Here is a 16729-nt window from a genome sequence, read left to right on the forward strand (position 1 = left end):
GTGGTGCCGTTGACGATGCCCAGGACCCGGGTGATCCGGTCGCCGGAGAGGCTGTCCCGGATGGGGCGCAGGATCGGGATGGCACCCGCGACGGCGGCCTCGTAGGAGAGCTGAACGCCTGCCTTGTCCGCCTCCTCGTAGAGGGTCGGTCCGTCCTGGGCGAGCAGTGCCTTGTTGCCGGTCACCACGGACGCGCCATGCCGGATGGCGGTCAGGATCAGGCCGCGCGCCGGCTCGATGCCGCCCATCAGTTCGATGACGAGGTCCGCGTCCTTGACCAGAGCCTCGGCGTCAGTGGTGAAGAGGTCCTGGGGCAGTTCGACGTCGCGCCGGGCATCCGGGTTGCGCACGGCGATGCCGCTCAGTTCGAGGCGGGCTCCGGTGCGGGACGCCAGGGCCTCGGCGTCGTCAATGAGGATCCGCGCAACCTGGGCTCCGACGTTGCCACAGCCCAGCAGGGCCACTTTCAGGGTTCGCATTTCCGTCATTCAGACTCCCATGTCGCGGTTCAGCAGATCTTGTTCGGTTTCGCCGCGGACAATGAGCCGGACTGATCCATCGCGTACCGCGACAACGCCCGGCCGGGCCAGATAGTTGTAATTGCTTGACAGGGCCCAGCAGTAGGCGCCGGTCCCCGGTACAGCGAGCAGATCACCGGCTGCCACGTCCTCGGGCAGATATACATCTCTAACAACTATGTCGCCGCTCTCGCAATGTTTGCCCACCACTCGGGACAGCTGCGCCGCCGAATCGGTGCTGCGCGACGCCACCACGGCTGAATAATCCGCGTCGTAGAGCACCGGGCGGGCGTTGTCGCTCATGCCGCCGTCGACCGACACATAACGGCGCGGGAACGTAACGTTTTCTGCGCCGTTTTCCGGCGCATCCACCCGGACCGTCTTGAGGGTTCCCACCTCGTAGAGGGTAAAAGTGCTGGTTCCGACGATCGCGCGTCCGGGTTCAATCGAGATCCGCGGCGCGGTGATGCCGAGTTCGGCGACTTTCGCGCGGACGACGGCGGCCATCGCCTGGGCGATTTCGGCCGGCGGCCGCGGGGTGTCCACCGGGGTGTAGGCGATGCCGTAGCCGCCGCCAAGGTCCAGTTCGGGCAGCACGATCGAGTACTTGGCCTGCATGGCGGCGAGGAAGTCCAGCAGTTTTTCCGCGGCCAGGGCGAAGCCGTCCGGCTCGAAGATCTGGGACCCGATGTGGCAGTGCAGCCCCAGCAACTCGATGCTGTCATGGCCCGCCGCGGCCGCCACAGCCTCTTCGGCGGCGGACAGGCCGGCCTGGTCCGTGGAGTCGCCGGCCATAGAGAGGCCGAACTTCTGGTCCTCGTGCGCGGTGGCAATGAATTCGTGGGTGTGGGCGTGCACGCCGGGGGTCAGCCGCAGCATCACCTTGGCCGTCTCGCCCCGATTGGCCGCGATCGCAGCCACGCGCTGCAGCTCGTCGAGGCTGTCGACGACGATCCGGCCGAGCTTCATGTCCAGGGCCCGGTGAATCTCGGCGTCGGACTTGTTGTTCCCGTGCAGGGCCACGGCGGCACCGGGAATGCCGGCACTGGCCGCGACGGCCAGTTCCCCGCCGGACGCGGTGTCCAGCCGGAGCCCTTCCTCCTCCACCCAGCGGACGACGGCGGTGCACAGGAACGACTTTCCGGCGTAGTAGACGTCCACTCCCCCGCAGATATCGGCGAACGCCTCGTTGAAGGCGTCCTGGAAGGCCCGGGCCCGGGCCCGGAAATCGGTCTCGCTCATAACAAACAGCGGTGTCCCGAACTGCCGCTGCAGTTCGCTGACCGGGATGCCGTCGATGGCCAGCTCGCCGCCGTCGTTCCTGGCCACGCCCTCCGCCCACATCGGGGTGTGCAGCGCGTTCAGGTCGTCCGGGACGGCGAGCCAGTCCGGGGCGAGCGGGGAGGCGGTGTTGCTTTGATCCGGTGTCGCGGTCATGGCGTTCACATCCGTTCCGGCGCCGAAACGCCCAGCAGTTCCAGTCCGTTGGCCAACACCTGGCTGGTGGCGTCGTTGAGCCACAGCCGGGTCCGGTTCAGGTCCGTAATGGGTTCCTCGCCCAAGGGTGCCACGCGGCAGGCGTCGTACCAGCGGTGGTAGGCCCCCGCGATGACTTCCAGGTGGCGGGCCACGCGGTGCGGCTCGCGGAGCTCGGCAGCCTTGGCCACAATCGACGGGTAGCTGCCCAGGTGGGAGAGCAGCTCGTTTTCGGTCGGGTGGTCCAGCAGGGACGCGTCAAAACTGTCCTTGCCGTCCACACTCCTTTCGACCCCGGCGGCCACGGCGTTGCGTGCCGCGCCGCGGGACCGGGCGTGCGCGTACTGGACGTAGAACACCGGGTTCTCGTTGCTGTGCTTTTTGAGCAGCTCAGGATCCAGGGTCAGCGGGGAGTCGGCCGGGAAGCGGGCCAGGGAGTAGCGGACGGCGTCCTTGCCCAGCCAGGAGATGAGGTCCTTGAGTTCGATGATGTTGCCGGCCCGCTTGGACAGCTTGGCGCCGTTGACGGAGACCAGCTGGCCGATCAGCACCTCGATGTTGACCTCGGGATCGTCGCCGGCCGCGGCCGCGATGGCCTTGAGCCGGTTGATGTAGCCGTGGTGGTCGGCGCCGAGCAGGTAGATCTTCTCGGTGAAGCCGCGGTCCTTTTTGGACAGGTAGTACGCGGCGTCGGCGGCGAAGTATGTTGGCTCGCCGTTCGCGCGGATCATCACGCGGTCCTTGTCGTCGCCGAAGTCGGTGGTGCGCAGCCAGACCGCGCCGCCGTCGTCGTACACGTGGCCCTGTTCCCGGAGCCGGGCGACGGCGTCGGCAATGGCGCCGGCGTCGTGCAGTTCCTGCTCGGAGAAGAAGACATCGAACTCGACGCCGAACTCCGCGAGGGTCTGCTTGATGTCGTGCAGCTGGGCCTTGTAGGCCGCGCCGCGGATCACGGGAAGGGCAGCGACGTCGGTGAGTTCGCGGATGTCCGGGTGCCGGGTCAGGACCTCGTGGCCGAGGTCGGCGATGTATTCGCCCGGGTAGCCGCCCTCCGGAACGCCCCGGCCGTGCAGCCGGGACAGCACCGAGTGCGCGAAGACGTCCATCTGCGAGCCGGCGTCGTTGATGTAGTACTCGGCAGTGACGTCGGCACCGGAAGCCCGCAGGACCCGGGCGATGGAGTCGCCCAGGGCGGCCCAGCGGGTGTGGCCAATGTGCAGCGGACCGGTGGGGTTGGCGGAGACGAATTCCATGTTGACCGTGCGGCCCGCGAGCGCGGTGTTGGTCCCATATGCGGTTCCCGCCTCGACGATGGCTTTGGCAAGGGCACCGGCGGCCGCGGCATCGACCGTGATGTTCAGGAACCCCGGGCCGGCGATGTCGACGGCGGAGACGCCCTCGATCGAGGCGAGCCGCTCGCTCAGCAGCCCGGCCAGCTGCCGCGGGTTGGTACCCGCCGCTTTGGCCAGCTGCAGCGCGATGTTGGTGGCCCAGTCGCCGTGGTCCCTGTTCTTCGGCCGCTCCACGCGTACCGCCTCCGGGATATCAGTGGCGGCGAGGGCAATGTCACCAGCGGCGACGGCGTCCTTCAGGCAGGCGGATATGGCGAGGGAGAGTTCTTCTGGGGTCACGGTTCTAGCCTACCGAAGGCCCGCAGTCCGGTGGAATTATGGCGCCATCATCCGGGGCTGCCGCTCCCCCTGATGGATGCGCTGTTGGATGCGGCGCCGTGCCCGGGCGGCGGATTTTCGTTTGGAGCCCACCTTCCTGCTAAGCTCTAGGACGTCCCGCCGGTCACGGCAGGATCCCTGATTGCCCTCGTAGCTCAGGGGATAGAGCGTCTGCCTCCGGAGCAGAAGGTCGTAGGTTCGAATCCTATCGAGGGCACACACAAAACCCCGCCGTTTCAGTGAAACGGCGGGGTTTTTGCTGTCCGGGGTGTTTGTTGTCCGCTCAGCTGGCGTCGCGGCTGGCCCCGGCGCTGAACTCCAGCTCCGGTTCGTCCGGGGTGGCCAGGGTCAGGACGGCTTCTTCCACCGTTTCGTGGTCCTCCAGTTCCCGCTCGATGCGGCGCAGGGCCACGGCCACCTCGTGTTCCGGGTGGTCCCCCTGCAGGTCGACGGCGGCAACAAGGTACAGCCGCCGGGGGCCCACAAATTCCAGGTGCAGGTAGGTCAGACGGGCGATCTCCTGGTGCTCGAGCACCCGCTGGGCCATGGAGCGTTCGATGTCCCGTGTGACGCCCTGGCCCACCAGGAAGCGCCGGTTGCGGTCGATCAGCACGACGGCGACGACGGCCAGCAGCACCCCGACGACGATCGAGCCCACGGCGTCCGGAATCGGCGAGCCGGTGACCTGGTGCAGGAAGATGCCGGCAAAGGCCACCACGAGGCCGATCAGCGCGGCGGCGTCTTCCGCAAAGACGGCACGCAGTGTGGGGTCCGAGCTGATCAGGACCTGCTCCAGGGTGTGCCGGTCCAGCTGCCGGGCCGCCTTCCGGGTTTGCCGGAACGCCTGGATGAAGGAGATTCCCTCAAATACGAACGCAACGGCCAGCACCACATAGGCGATGGTGAAGTCCGCTGCCGGCTCGGGGGCAATGATTTGCTGGATCCCGTGCATGATGGACACCACTGCCCCGGCGGTGAAGAGCCCGAAGGCTGCGAACATCGACCAGACGTAGGCTTCCCGGCCGTACCCCATGGGGTGGCTCTTGTCCCGTGGCCGGGCCGACCGCCGTTCGGCGAAGAACAGGAAGATCTGGTTGCCGGTGTCCGCCCAGGAGTGCGCAGCCTCCGCCGTCATCGATGCGGACCCGGACAGCAGCGCGGCGACCGTCTTTGCCGCTGCGACGAGGAAATTCGCCGCGAAGGCGATGATCACCGTTACCAGGGTCGAGCCGGGCTTTTTCCGCTTTTCCGATTCCGCCATGGGCCTACCGTATCCAACGGCAGCCGGTTTGTGAGGGTGACTGCCGGACCGACCCCTGCCAATTGTCGGAGCCCGCTCGTAGGCTGTTCGCATCGGCTGAAGTTAAGGGGTCTCAACATGTACTGCTCCATCATCCCGCCTTACCTGCTGCGCCGGCTGGCAGCCCAGCAGCATGAACCACGGCTGCTGATCGCCGCCCGCGCCGCCAAGGAAGCCCTGCAGCACGTCAGGACCTTCCAGGCGTCCCGGGCCCTGCCCGCGCCGGCAACGCCCCCGGGCCTGCGGCAGCTCACACCGGGGCCGCCGCAGCGGACCATCTACGACGCAAAGACCTCGGAGAACCTGCCGGGGGTGCTGGTCCGCAAGGAGGGCGAGAACGCCACCGGGGACCCCGCGGCGGATGAGGCCTACGACGGCCTGGGCCACACGCACCGGCTGTACGCGGATGCCTTCGGCCGCAATTCCATTGACGGCAACGGCCTGCCGCTGGACGCGACGGTGCACTTCGGCCAGCGCTATGACAACGCTTTCTGGGACGGCCGGCAAATGGTCTTTGGCGACGGCGACGGCCAGGTCTTCAACCGGTTCACGGCCTCCATGAGCGTGATCGGCCATGAGCTCACGCACGGCGTCACACAGTTTTCCGCCGGACTCACCTACCGCAATCAATCCGGCGCCCTGAACGAGTCCGTCTCGGACGTCTTCGGTGCGCTCGTGGAGCAGTTCGTCAAACAGCAGACGGCCGATCAGGCCAGCTGGCTGATCGGCGAGGGCCTCTTCACCGACCAGGTGCAGGGCGTTGCCCTGCGCTCCATGAAGGCGCCCGGGACCGCGTACGACGACGACGTGCTTGGCAAGGATCCGCAGCCGGACTCGATGGATTCCTATGTCCGCACCAGTTCGGACAACGGCGGGGTGCACCTTAACTCCGGGATCCCGAACCGCGCGTTCTACCTTGTGGCGGCGGCTATCGGAGGAAACGCCTGGGAAACCCCCGGGCGGATCTGGTACGAGACCCTGACCGGAGGTTCGCTGAAGCCAACTGCCACGTTCAGTGCCTTCGCCAAGGCCACGGCGGCCTCCGCCCAGGAGCTCTTCGGTGCGGAGTCGGCAGAGCATGACGCCGTCCGGAAGGCGTGGGAAACTGTGAAAGTGAGGCTGTAAGCGGCACGTGCCGACCGAGCACGACGACGAGTCCCGGTGGAGAGACACCCATGAAGATCACGGTTCAGCGCAGCGGCGGCGTAGCCGGGATCCAGCGTGTCTGGAGCGTGCAGCCGGAGACTCCCGACGCCATGGACCAGTGGCAGGGCCTCATCGAAGCCTGCCCGTGGGACAACCTGCCCGGGGACGACACCGGACAGCCCGACCGCTTCGTTTACCGGATCCGTGCCGGCCAGCGCCGCGCCACCCTGCCCGAGCGGCACGTCACCGGACCCTGGCGTGCCCTGGTTGACTGTGCCCGGGCTTCCGCCGGCGAAGACCCGCCGGCCGAGGCTTGACAGAGTCCTAGCACCAGGCCAGAGGGACCTAGACCGCCGCCAAGTGCCCGCGGAAGGTGCGCCGGTATGACTGCGGGCTGGTGTCGAGCACCTTGGCGAAGTGGTGGCGGAGCAGCACCGAGTGGCCGAACCCGGATTCACGGGCGATCTCGTCGATATTGAGGTCGGTTGTTTCCAGGAGTTCCTGGGCGCGGAGGACCCGTTGGGAGTTCAGCCAGGCAGCCGGCGTGGCGCCGGTCTCGGCACGGAAACGGCGGGCGAACGTCCGAGGGGACATATGCACGCGCGCGGCGAGTTCATTGACGGAGTGGTCCTCGTCCAGGTTCCGGACCATCCAGCGCAGGAGCTCCTCCATCGGCTGGGATCCGCAGCGCGGCATCGGGCGGTCAATGAACTGCGCCTGCCCTCCGTCGCGGTGCGGCGGAACCACCATGTCGCGCGCGATGCTGGCTGCCACGTTGGCGCCCAGTTCCACCCGGACCAGATGCAGGCTGGCGTCGATTCCCGCGGCCGTGCCGGCGCTGGTGATGATTCGGCCGTCCTGCACATAGAGCACGTTTTCGTCCACGAGCGCCGCCGGGTACCGGCTGGCGAGCTCCTGCGAGTAGTGCCAGTGGGTGGTGCAGCGGCGGCCATCCAGCAGGCCCGCCCGGGCCAGCGCAAAGGCCCCGGAGCAGATCGACATGACCCAGGCCCCGCGTGCATGCGCGGCCCGCAGCGCCTCCAGCACGGACTCCGGCACATCGGAGTCCTTGCCGAACGGAGTCATGATGACCAGGTCCGCGTCCGCGGCCGCCGCCAGTCCGAGCGGCACGTGCATGGACAGCCCCGACTTCATGGGCACATCCCCGGGCTCCGGCGTGCAGACCCGGAAATCAAAGGCGGGGACCCCGGATCCGCGGTCCGACCGGTCCACACCGAACACCTCGAAAGCGGTCCCGAATTCGAAGACCGAGAAGTTGGGAACCACAATCATTGCCACTGATTTGATCATGTATCCAGTGTGGCAGAAATTATAGTTTTTTGGTCGTTTCTGCCACTTTTTTCGGATCCAGTACCGGAGAACCATGGAGGTATGGAACTCATCGGAATTGCCCTCATCATCCTGGTCCTCGCCGCCGTGGCCGCCACCCTCCGGAGCCTCCGGAAGGACGGGCTCGGCCACAATCCCCCTGTCCGTTCGGAAGAGTACTGGATGGCCCACGACCTTCCCAGCACCAGCTACAGCCTGCGGTTCTTCTAGCCCGCAGGGCGCCCCGCACCCCCAATCACCAACCCCACCTGCTGCCCGGCCCCGCCAGGGACCGGGCAACTCTCTGCCCGGTGCGGCGGACAGTAGACTGTTTTCAGCCATGACACTGCATATCTCCTACCCCGCCGAACTGCCGGTCTCCGAACGGCGCGAGGACCTGATGGCCGCCATCGCCGCGAACCAGGTGACCATCATCGCCGGCGAGACGGGCTCCGGTAAGACCACCCAGATCCCCAAGATGTGCCTGGAGCTCGGACTGGGCGAGAACGGCCTGATCGGACACACGCAGCCCCGGCGGCTCGCCGCCCGGACCGTGGCTGAGCGCATTGCCGAGGAACTTGGTGTGGAGATCGGCCAGGAAGTTGGTTTCCAGGTCCGCTTCACCGGCGAGGTCAGCCGCTCCACCAAGGTCAAGCTGATGACCGACGGCATCCTGCTGGCCGAGATCCAGCGCGACAAGCTGCTGCGCAAATACAACGCGATCATCATCGACGAGGCCCACGAACGCAGCCTCAACATCGACTTCATCCTCGGCTACCTGAAGCGCATCCTGCCCCAGCGCCCGGACCTGAAGATCATCATCACCTCCGCCACCATCGATCCGGAGCGCTTCGCCAAGCACTTCGGCAGCGAGGAGGACCCCTCCCCCATCATCGAAGTGTCCGGCCGGACATTCCCGGTGGAAATCCGCTACCGTCCGCTGTCCCAGCCGGCCGGTGGTCCAGGCGCCGATGGTGACGGCGAGGGTTCCGACGACGAACTCGAGGAAGACCGCGACCCGCTGGACGCCGTGTGCGACGCCGTCGACGAGCTCGCCACGGAGGCCCCCGGCGACATCCTCATCTTCTTCTCCGGCGAGCGCGAGATCCGGGACGCCGCGGAGGCGCTCAACGCCCGGATCCAGGCCAACCGGCGGCTCGCCGGCACCGAAGTGCTGCCGCTCTTCGCCCGCCTGAGCCTCCAGGAGCAGCACAAGGTGTTTCACCCCGGCAGCAAGCGCCGGATTGTCCTGGCCACCAACGTCGCCGAAACCTCGCTCACTGTTCCCGGCATCAAGTACGTCATCGACACCGGCACCGCCCGGATTTCGCGGTACTCGCACCGGACCAAGGTCCAGCGCCTGCCCATCGAGCGGGTCTCCCAGGCCTCGGCCAACCAGCGCTCCGGCCGGTGCGGGCGCGTCTCCGACGGCATCGCCATCCGGCTCTACTCCGAGGAAGACTTCGAGTCCCGCCCGCAGTTCACCGACCCGGAAATCCTCCGCACCAACCTCGCCGCCGTCATCCTACAGATGACCGCCATGGGCGTGGCCCGGGGACCCAAGGACGTGGAGAACTTCCCGTTCGTTGAGCCGCCGGATTCCCGCGCCATCAACGACGGCGTCTCCCTCCTGCGCGAGCTCGGCGCCCTGAATGCCGTCCGCAGCCAGGAGCCCGCGGGCGACGCCGGCGCGCGCGGCGGCCGGAACGGCGGGACCAACCGCAACAACCGCAACGGGGGCGGGCTGACCGCCGTCGGACAGCAGCTGGCCCAACTCCCGGTGGATCCGCGGCTGGGCCGGATGATCGTCGAGTCCGGGAAGCGTGGCTGCGTCCGCGAGGTCATGATCCTGGCCGCTGCGCTGACCATCCAGGACCCGCGCGAGCGCCCGACCGACAAGCAGCAGCTCGCCGCGGAGAAACACGCGCGGTTCCGGGACGAGAACTCCGATTTCACGGGCTACCTGAACCTGTGGAACTACGTGCAGGAGAAGCAGCAGGAGCTCTCCTCCACCGCTTTCCGCCGGCTGTGCCGCACCGAGTTCATCAACTACTTGCGCGTCCGGGAATGGCAGGACCTGTTTGCCCAGCTGCGCCAGCTCGCCCGGCCGCTGGGCATCAGCCTCGATAACAAGCGGCTCACCGATCCCGTGGGCAACCACGAAGGCATCCATATCAGCCTGCTCTCGGGCCTGCTGAGCCATATCGGTATCCTCGACGAACGCAAACGCGAGTACGCCGGCGCGCGCGGCAGCCGGTTCGCGATCTTCCCCGGCTCCGCCCTGTTCAAGAAATCCCCCACCTTTGTGATGGCCGCCGAGCTGGTGGAAACGAGCAGGCTCTGGGCCCGGGTAGCCGCGAAATTCGATCCCCTCTGGGCCGAGCAGGTGGCGCCCGACCTGGTCAAACGCAGCTACAGCGAGCCGCACTGGTCCAAGAAGATGGGCTCGGTGATGGCCCATGAGAAGGTCACGCTGTACGGCGTGCCGATCATCCCCAGCAGGCGGGTTAACTACGGGCGGGTGGATCCGGAGCTGTCCCGCGAGTTATTCATCCGGCATGCCCTGGTGGAGGGTGATTGGCAGACCCACCATAAGTTCTTCCACCGAAACCGTGCCCTGCTGCAGGAAGTCGAGGAGCTGGAGGCCCGGATGCGCCGCCGGGACATCCTCGTGGACGACGAGGCCCTGTTCGGGTTCTACGACGCCCGCGTCGGCAAGGACGTAGTGTCCGAACGCCACTTCGACAAGTGGTGGAAGGAAGCACGCCAGCAGGAACCCGCGCTGCTGGACTTTGACCAGTCACTGCTCATCAGCGAGGACGCCGACGCCCTGGATGACTCTGCCTACCCGAAGACCTGGCAGCACAAGGGCTTCGACCTGCCGCTGAGCTACGAGTTCCATCCGGTGGCTCCGGGCTCGCCGCCGAATCCGTCCGACGGCGTCACGGCCGAAGTGCCCGTCCTGTTCCTGAACCAGCTGGACGACGCCGCATTCCGCTGGCTGATTCCCGGCCAGCGGGTGGAGCTGGTGACGGCCCTGATCAAGTCCCTGCCCAAGCAGGTCCGGAAGAACTTCGTCCCGGCTCCCGACGTCGCACGGCAGGCCGTCGCAGCCCTCGAAGCCGACTTCGATCCCGCCGCCGATGAACTCGAGCCGTCACTGGAACTGGTGCTGCGCCGGATCCGCGGCCAGGTCATCCCGGCAGGATCCTGGAACTGGGACGCCGTGCCGGCCCACCTGCGGGTCAGCTTCCGCGTGGTCGACTCCAGCGGCAAGGTACTGGACGAAGGCAAAGACCTCGCCGCCCTGCAGGAGAAGCTGGCCCCCGCCACCCGCCGCGCCATTGCCGAGTCCCTCGGCGCCACGCCCTCCACAGTGGGGGCCAAGTCCGGTAACCGTGGCAATGGACAGAGGGACGGCAAGAACGCTGCGCCTGACGCCGCGCCGGCACGCCAGGCTACCGGCCCCGCCGGATTCACTGAACTGTCCGGGCTGAAGGACTGGACCTTCGGGACCGTCCAGCGCCAGGTACAGGGCACCGTCAAGGGTCACACAGTCACCGGCTACCCGGCGCTGGTGGACGAGGGTACGTCCGTGGCGTTGCGGCTGTTCCAGACCACGTCCGAGCAGGAACAGGCCATGCGGGGCGGGGTCATCCGGCTGCTCGCCCTGAAGGTGCCGCCGCCGGACCGCTACGTCCTGGAGCACCTGAACAACACCGAGAAATTGACGTTCAGCCAAAACCCGCATGGCTCCGTGTCCGCCCTCATCGCGGACTGCGCCCTGGCAGCGATCGACAAGCTCACACCGGCGGCCCTGCCGTGGGACGAGGCGTCGTTCAAGGCCCTGTACGAACTGGTCCGGGCCGAGCTGATCGACACGGTCTTTACGGTGACCGCCGTCGTCGAACGCGTCCTGGCCAGCACGCGGAGGATCGAAAAACAGCTTAAGGGGACCACCAGCCTGGCCCTGATCAGCGCGCTCAATGACGTGAAAAGCCAGCTGGAACAGCTGGTCTACCCCGGCTTTGTGGCACGCACGGGTTACGCCCAGCTCAGCCAGCTGCCGCGCTACCTCGCAGCCATCGAAAAGCGCCTGGAGAAGCTTCCCGGGAACGTCCAGCGCGACGCCCAGCACATGGCAGCCGTCCAGGCCCTGGAGGACGATTACGACGACGCCGTCTCGGCGCTGCTGCCGGGCCGGCGCCTGGGCACCGAGTTAACCCAGGTCCGCTGGATGATCGAAGAACTCAGGGTGAGCCTCTTCGCCGTCGAACTCGGCACCGCCTATTCGGTCTCCGAAAAGCGGATCCGGACAGTGCTGAACAAGGCCCTGGCACCGGCCTAGCGGCTTCGCGGCCCTAGGCGTCCGGCACGTGCTCGCCGTGGCCGGCGTCGCGCAGCCCTGCCCGCAACTTCTCCGCGTTGGCGTCCAGCCGGGCGGGGTCCGGGTGCTGGTCCACCGCGCCGAAGTCGAAGTCGGCCATCGAGTTGGAGGGCCAAACATGCACGTGCATGTGGTTGATCTCGTAGCCGGCCACGATCAGGCCCGCGCGGGCGGCGTCGAACACCTTCACCTGGACGGCGCCGATCCTGCGGGCCACCTCCATGACCCTGCCCACCGTGTCCGCCGACGCATCGGTCCAGCGGTCGACCTCCTCGGTGGGGACCACCAGGGTGTGGCCGTCGGCCAGCGGACCCACGGTCAGGAAGGCGACGACGTCGTCCTCGCGCCACACGAAGCGGCCCGGGATCTCGCCGTTGATGATCTTGGTGAACAGGGTGCTCATGCGTCCGCCTTTTCCGCCGGGGACCCCAGGGTGCTGGCGTCCAGAACAAACCGGTACTTCACGTCGCCGGCCACCATCCGGTCGTAGGCTTCGTTCAGCTGGTCCGCGCTGACCACTTCGACGTCGGACACCACGCCGTGCTCGGCACAGAAGTCCAGCATTTCCTGGGTCTCTGCAATCCCGCCGATGAGAGACCCGGCATAGGCGATCCGGCGGCGGATCAGGGCGCCGGGGTTGACCGGCGGCATCGCCTCGGAGGGCAGACCGAGCTGGAACAGCGCGCCGTCCACCCGCAGGGTCCGGAAGAAGGGGTTGAGGTCGTGCGGGGCGGCGACGGTGTCGATGATGACGTCGATGCTGCGGTCCGCGGCCTCCATGGCCGCCGGGTCCGTGGACAGGACCACGTGGTCGGCACCGAGCTCGCGGGCGGCCTCGAACTTGCGCTCCGAGGTGGTGAAGACCGTGACCTCTGCCCCCATGGCTTTGGCGATCTTGACCGCCATGTGCCCGAGTCCGCCCAGGCCCACCACACCCACAACGTCGCCCTCTTCAACCTCGAAGTGGTTGAGCGGCGAATAGGTGGTGATACCGGCGCAGAGCAGGGGTGCCGCGGCGGCGGGGTCCAGTCCTTCCGGAACCCGGAGGACGTAGTTCCGGTCGACGACGATCGACGTCGAGTAGCCGCCCTGGGTGATGGCGCCGCCGTTGCGGGCATCCTTGGCGCCGTAGGTTCCGGTCATGCCGTTTTCGCAGTACTGCTCGAGGCCGTCGAGGCAGCTGTCGCATTCGCGGCAGGAATCAACCATGCAGCCGACGCCGACGCGTTCCCCGACCGTGAAGTCGTCGACGGCGGAGCCGACGCGGGTGACGCGGCCGACGATTTCGTGCCCGGGAACGAGCGGGTAGTTCTGGGTGCCCCATTCGCCGCGGGTGGCGTGCACGTCCGAGTGGCAGAGGCCGCAGAACTCAATGGCGATCTCGACGTCGTCGGCCTTGGGCGCGCGCCGGGCGACGGTCAGCGGGACGAGGCCGCTGTCGCTGGCGGTGGCGCCGTACGCGGCGGCGAGCGTGGCGCTGGCGTCAGCGCCGGCCGCGGTGAGGTTGGGAAGCGGCTTGGCGAGGGGCGGCGGTACGGGGCGTCCTGGAGTCATGGCTCGACGCTACCCCCGGGAGCGGTTTCGGTGCCAGTTTTCCCGCACGGGCGGGGGTGGACGGGGCCGGCGTGCTGCCGCTTTTCCGCCGTTCAGCCGCCCTATCCTTAAAGGGTGCCTGTGTATCAAGCCCTTCTCTCCTTCGCCGTTGTCGCCGGGCTGCTGACCCTGGTGCCCGGCATCGACACCGCGCTGGTGCTGCGATCGTCCATTTCGCGGTCCCGCGGCTTCGCTTTTGCCACCGCCCTGGGCATCAGCACCGGCGCCATGGTGTGGGGCATTGCCGCGGCCGTGGGTGTTTCGGCGCTGCTCGCGGCCTCCGAACTCGCATACCGCCTCCTGACACTGGCCGGCGCCGCGTTCATGACCTGGCTGGGCCTGTCGCTGCTCTGGAAAAGCTGGCGCAGCAGTGGCGGGACGACGGCGGGGCCCGCCGAAGCGTCCCTGCCTGCGGCCGGCGGACGCCAGCTGTTCAGGGGCTGGCTCACCGGGGCCGGCACCAACCTGCTGAATCCGAAGGTCGGGGTCTTCTACATCGCCACGATCCCGCAGTTCATTCCTTCCGGGGCCTCTCCCCTGCTGATGGGAATGCTGCTGGCCGGGGTGCACTGCGTGTTCTCCATGCTCTGGTTCACGCTGCTGATCTTCGCGACCGGCTTCGCTTCCAAGTGGCTCAAAAGCGCCCGCAGCATCCGGGTGATCGACCGGATCACAGGAACGGTCCTGGTTGGCTTTGGCCTGAAGCTCGCCCTGGAGCCGGGGCACTAGGAACCTGCCAAGGTTGGCCGGCTACGACGCCGGCGGTCCGGGTTGGAGTGCGTCCTCCGGGCAGGGAGCCCTGGTCACAGGCCCTGGACATCTGGCTCTGCGGCGGGGGCGCCGTGGCCAGCACGCTGCTTCAGGAGATCGACCGCCTCACCCCGTTGCGGCACAAGGGGTCTCAGGAACCAGCGGCCCTGCTGCCCGGCCGCTTATGCCGCTGCTTATATTGTCAGAGGTCGCTGGAACAGTATGACTATGGACGGCAACAGCAATCCGGCACTGGTTTCCACGGGGCGCTCCCGCGCGGTTTCGGCCGGCCAACGCCTGACCCACCGTGTGACGGTCGGGGACTTCGCCAAGCTCCTGCCCGGCATCCCGACGCCGGCCAGTCCGGCTGCCCTCATTGACGAAATACGGGAGCTGGAGAAACTGAAGTCCGCCGTTTCAGCCCGTCAGGCCAGGCTGGCGGTTGCCTTTGACCTGCTTCAGTGCCGCGCACAGGCCGACGCCGGCCTACCGGCGGACAAGCTGGGCACCGGTATTGGCGCCCAGATTGCCCTGGCCCGCCGTGAATCACCAGCCCGGGGCGGCCGCCTCCTGGGACTGGCCACCGCGCTCGTTACGGAGATGCCTCACACCCTCGCCGCACTGGAGACCGGACAGCTCAACGAATGGCGTGCGACCCTTGTGGTGCGAGAAACAGCCTGCCTGTCCGCTGCAGACCGCACTGCAGTGGATGAGGAGTTGGCGGCCGACGCAGGCAGCTTCGAGGGCTTCGGGGACCGGGCCATTACCGCCGCAGCGAGGGCAGCAGCCTACCGCCGGGACCCACGGTCCGTGGCCGACCGTGCCAGTCGCGCCGAAGCGGATCGACACGTCAGCCTCCGTCCGGCCCCGGACACCATGTGTTACTTGACAGCCTTGCTGCCCGTCGCCGCTGGTGTGGCAGTGCACGCCGCACTGATCCGGCACGCCGGTGCGCTGCGCTCCGACGGCGATCCCCGCTCGCGCGGCCAGATAATGGCCGACGCCTTAGTGGAGCGCGCCACCGGGAAAGCCGGCGGCCTGTCGGGGATCGAAATTCAGCTTGTTATGACCGATCGCACCCTGTTGCAGGGAGACAGTGAGCCCGCGAGAGTGCCCGGCTACGGCATCGTGCCTGCGGGGTGGGCGCGGAAGCTCCTATCCAGCGGCCCCGCCCGCAGCCCCGGCGACGGACGGGCCATGGCCGCCTGGCTGCGCCGGCTCTACACCGCACCGGCCACCGGCGAACTTCTGGCTATGGACTCGCGGGCCCGGCTCTTCCCCGCGGGACTGCGCCGCTTCATCCAGGCCCGCGACGACACCTGCCGCTCCCCCTACTGCGACGCACCGATCCGTCACCTGGACCACGTGGTCCCGTGGCACGCCGGTGGCACCACCTCCGCCAGCAACGGCGCGGGGCTCTGCGAAGCCTGCAACCACACCAAGGAGACGCCCGGGTGGAGCGCCCAGCCGCGGCCTGGCCCCACGCACACCATTGAGGTCACGACGCCGACAGGCCACAAGTATGCCTCCGCCGCTCCCCGTCTGCCCGGATGTCCGGCAGTGCCCCGACCCGATCCGCATCCTGATCCGCGTCATCATCAGCGGAGGGTGCAGCGACACCTTGCCCGAAGGTCCGATGGGCTCCCGGTCGGCGCGGCTGCCGGCTGCCTAGGCCGGGTCGGCGCCGGTGACCACATCGTTGGACGGGTTGTTCGACCACTCCGAGAATGACCCGGGGTACAGATCCGCGGGGAAGCCCGCGATCTCCAGTGCCGCCACTTCGTGGGCTGCTGTCACCCCGGACCCGCAATACACGGCAGTGGGCGCATCATCCCTGACCCCCAGGTCGAGGAAACGCTGACGGAGCTCGCCGGCCGGGAGGAACCGGCCGTCTGCCGCCAGGTTGGCCGTGGTCGGTGCGCTCACGGCACCCGGGATGTGTCCCGCGCGCGGGTCCACGGGCTCAATCTCGCCGCGGTAGCGCTCCCCCGCCCGGGCATCGAGCAACAGGCCCCGGCTGGACCAGGCCGCCGCCTCGCTGGCGCCAATCGCCGGCATGGCACCGTCTGTCAGTGCGACGTCGCCCGGCTCCACGCCGGCGTCGCCGCTTTCGACGTCGAAGCCCGCGGCGCGCCAGGCGGCCAGGCCGCCGTCGAGCAGGGAAACGGACTCGAATCCGGCGTTGCGCAGCATCCACCAGAGCCTGGCGGCTGCGAGGTTACCGGTGTTGTCGTAGGCCACCACCACGTCGCCGTTACGGATACCCCACGAGCGGGCGGACTGCTGGAACTGCGCGGGCGGCGGCAGCGGGTGGCGGCCGCGGGCGGGGTCGGCCGGACCGGCAAGCTCGGAGGCAAGGTCCACAAAGACCGCGCCGGGGATGTGGGCCTCCCGGTAGTGGGCCCGGCCATGCGGGTCGCCGAGGGCCCAGCGGACATCCAGCAGCACCGTTCGGGCGCCGGAGTCCATTCGGTCCTTGAGGTCGGCCACAGTCATCAGCGTGTTCATCCGCCCACTCTAACGGTGCCACTGCTACCGCCGCGTAGGCACCCCCGCGGGT

General features: G+C 67.9%; 13 protein-coding genes, 1 tRNA gene and 1 pseudogene. 7 read left to right on the forward strand and 8 right to left on the reverse strand.

Annotated features, from left to right (window positions below):
• The 3 genes and pseudogenes from AC1DBE_RS03940 to argS form a co-directional block, all read right to left on the reverse strand.
• Nucleotides 1-488 (reverse strand): annotated as a pseudogene (locus tag AC1DBE_RS03940) (homoserine dehydrogenase); the annotation flags it as partial.
• Nucleotides 489-1955 (reverse strand): diaminopimelate decarboxylase, encoded by a 1467-nt coding sequence (gene lysA / locus AC1DBE_RS03945; protein WP_476969674.1) that lies wholly within the window; start codon nt 1953-1955, stop codon nt 489-491.
• Nucleotides 1956-1960: 5 nt separating this feature from the next.
• On the reverse strand, nt 1961-3625 hold the full coding sequence (gene argS / locus AC1DBE_RS03950; protein ID WP_476969675.1) for an arginine--tRNA ligase: 1665 nt from the start codon (nt 3623-3625) through the stop codon (nt 1961-1963).
• A 183-nt stretch (nt 3626-3808) separates the two neighbouring features.
• Between argS and AC1DBE_RS03955 the strand changes: the two genes are divergently transcribed.
• Nucleotides 3809-3881, forward strand: a tRNA-Arg gene (locus AC1DBE_RS03955).
• A gap of 66 nt (nt 3882-3947) precedes the next feature.
• On the opposite strand, the gene AC1DBE_RS03960 is transcribed toward AC1DBE_RS03955, so the two are convergent.
• Nucleotides 3948-4925 carry a cation diffusion facilitator family transporter gene (locus AC1DBE_RS03960; RefSeq protein WP_476969676.1) on the reverse strand — a complete coding sequence of 326 codons (978 nt, stop codon included), beginning with the start codon at nt 4923-4925 and terminating at the stop codon, nt 3948-3950.
• Nucleotides 4926-5042: 117 nt separating this feature from the next.
• Here AC1DBE_RS03960 and AC1DBE_RS03965 point away from each other — a divergent pair, with 117 nt between their 5' ends.
• Together AC1DBE_RS03965 and AC1DBE_RS03970 are read left to right on the forward strand one after the other, a co-directional pair.
• On the forward strand, nt 5043-6089 hold the full coding sequence (locus tag AC1DBE_RS03965) for a M4 family metallopeptidase (RefSeq protein ID WP_476969677.1): 1047 nt from the start codon (nt 5043-5045) through the stop codon (nt 6087-6089).
• 50 nt (nt 6090-6139) lie between these two features.
• Nucleotides 6140-6427, forward strand: coding sequence for a protealysin inhibitor emfourin (locus tag AC1DBE_RS03970; RefSeq protein ID WP_476969678.1), 288 nt, complete (start codon nt 6140-6142; stop codon nt 6425-6427).
• Between the two features lie 28 nt (nt 6428-6455).
• Here the strand turns inward: AC1DBE_RS03970 and AC1DBE_RS03975 are convergent, their stop codons facing one another.
• Nucleotides 6456-7421: a GlxA family transcriptional regulator gene (locus tag AC1DBE_RS03975; protein ID WP_476969679.1), complete on the reverse strand. Its 966-nt coding sequence runs from the start codon at nt 7419-7421 to the stop codon at nt 6456-6458.
• 81 nt (nt 7422-7502) lie between these two features.
• On the opposite strand from AC1DBE_RS03975, the gene AC1DBE_RS03980 reads away from it, so the two are divergent.
• Complete coding sequence (locus AC1DBE_RS03980) at nt 7503-7670, forward strand: hypothetical protein (RefSeq protein ID WP_476877746.1); 168 nt, start codon at nt 7503-7505, stop codon at nt 7668-7670.
• 109 nt (nt 7671-7779) lie between these two features.
• Nucleotides 7780-11787, forward strand: a complete 4008-nt coding sequence (gene hrpA, locus AC1DBE_RS03985) for an ATP-dependent RNA helicase HrpA (RefSeq protein ID WP_476969680.1) — start codon at nt 7780-7782, stop codon at nt 11785-11787.
• 13 nt (nt 11788-11800) lie between these two features.
• On the opposite strand, the gene AC1DBE_RS03990 is transcribed toward hrpA, so the two are convergent.
• Together AC1DBE_RS03990 and AC1DBE_RS03995 are read right to left on the reverse strand one after the other, a co-directional pair.
• Nucleotides 11801-12229 carry an HIT family protein gene (locus AC1DBE_RS03990; RefSeq protein ID WP_476969681.1) on the reverse strand — a complete coding sequence of 143 codons (429 nt, stop codon included), beginning with the start codon at nt 12227-12229 and terminating at the stop codon, nt 11801-11803.
• On the reverse strand, nt 12226-13380 hold the full coding sequence (locus AC1DBE_RS03995; protein ID WP_476969682.1) for an NAD(P)-dependent alcohol dehydrogenase: 1155 nt from the start codon (nt 13378-13380) through the stop codon (nt 12226-12228). The genes AC1DBE_RS03990 and AC1DBE_RS03995 overlap by 4 nt, the downstream gene beginning before the upstream one ends.
• 114 nt (nt 13381-13494) lie before the next feature.
• Here AC1DBE_RS03995 and AC1DBE_RS04000 point away from each other — a divergent pair, with 114 nt between their 5' ends.
• Nucleotides 13495-14148: a LysE family translocator gene (locus AC1DBE_RS04000; RefSeq protein ID WP_476969683.1), complete on the forward strand. Its 654-nt coding sequence runs from the start codon at nt 13495-13497 to the stop codon at nt 14146-14148.
• A gap of 249 nt (nt 14149-14397) precedes the next feature.
• Complete coding sequence (locus AC1DBE_RS04005) at nt 14398-15900, forward strand: HNH endonuclease (protein ID WP_476969684.1); 1503 nt, start codon at nt 14398-14400, stop codon at nt 15898-15900.
• On the opposite strand, the gene AC1DBE_RS04010 is transcribed toward AC1DBE_RS04005, so the two are convergent.
• The gene (locus AC1DBE_RS04010) at nt 15838-16677 is read right to left on the reverse strand and encodes a sulfurtransferase (protein WP_476969685.1); all 840 of its coding nucleotides are present in this window, start codon (nt 16675-16677) and stop codon (nt 15838-15840) included. The two genes, AC1DBE_RS04005 and AC1DBE_RS04010, sit on opposite strands and share 63 nt — an antisense overlap.
• Nucleotides 16678-16729: the final 52 nt, after the last annotated feature.

It is taken from the genome of Arthrobacter sp. 10T416, assembly GCF_056394165.1.

Bases quoted from the DNA above. Each gene is read 5' to 3' on its own strand.
- AC1DBE_RS03970 (WP_476969678.1), top strand. From the start codon at position 6,140: ATGAAGATCACGGTTCAGCGCAGCGGCGGCGTAGCCGGGATCCAGCGT.
- hrpA (WP_476969680.1), top strand. From the start codon at position 7,780: ATGACACTGCATATCTCCTACCCCGCCGAACTGCCGGTCTCCGAACGG.
- AC1DBE_RS03975 (WP_476969679.1), bottom strand. From the start codon at position 7,421: ATGATCAAATCAGTGGCAATGATTGTGGTTCCCAACTTCTCGGTCTTC.
- AC1DBE_RS03995 (WP_476969682.1), bottom strand. From the start codon at position 13,380: ATGACTCCAGGACGCCCCGTACCGCCGCCCCTCGCCAAGCCGCTTCCC.
- AC1DBE_RS03960 (WP_476969676.1), bottom strand. From the start codon at position 4,925: ATGGCGGAATCGGAAAAGCGGAAAAAGCCCGGCTCGACCCTGGTAACG.
- AC1DBE_RS03965 (WP_476969677.1), top strand. From the start codon at position 5,043: ATGTACTGCTCCATCATCCCGCCTTACCTGCTGCGCCGGCTGGCAGCC.
- AC1DBE_RS03980 (WP_476877746.1), top strand. From the start codon at position 7,503: ATGGAACTCATCGGAATTGCCCTCATCATCCTGGTCCTCGCCGCCGTG.
- AC1DBE_RS03990 (WP_476969681.1), bottom strand. From the start codon at position 12,229: ATGAGCACCCTGTTCACCAAGATCATCAACGGCGAGATCCCGGGCCGC.
- lysA (WP_476969674.1), bottom strand. From the start codon at position 1,955: ATGACCGCGACACCGGATCAAAGCAACACCGCCTCCCCGCTCGCCCCG.
- AC1DBE_RS04005 (WP_476969684.1), top strand. From the start codon at position 14,398: ATGGACGGCAACAGCAATCCGGCACTGGTTTCCACGGGGCGCTCCCGC.
- AC1DBE_RS04010 (WP_476969685.1), bottom strand. From the start codon at position 16,677: ATGAACACGCTGATGACTGTGGCCGACCTCAAGGACCGAATGGACTCC.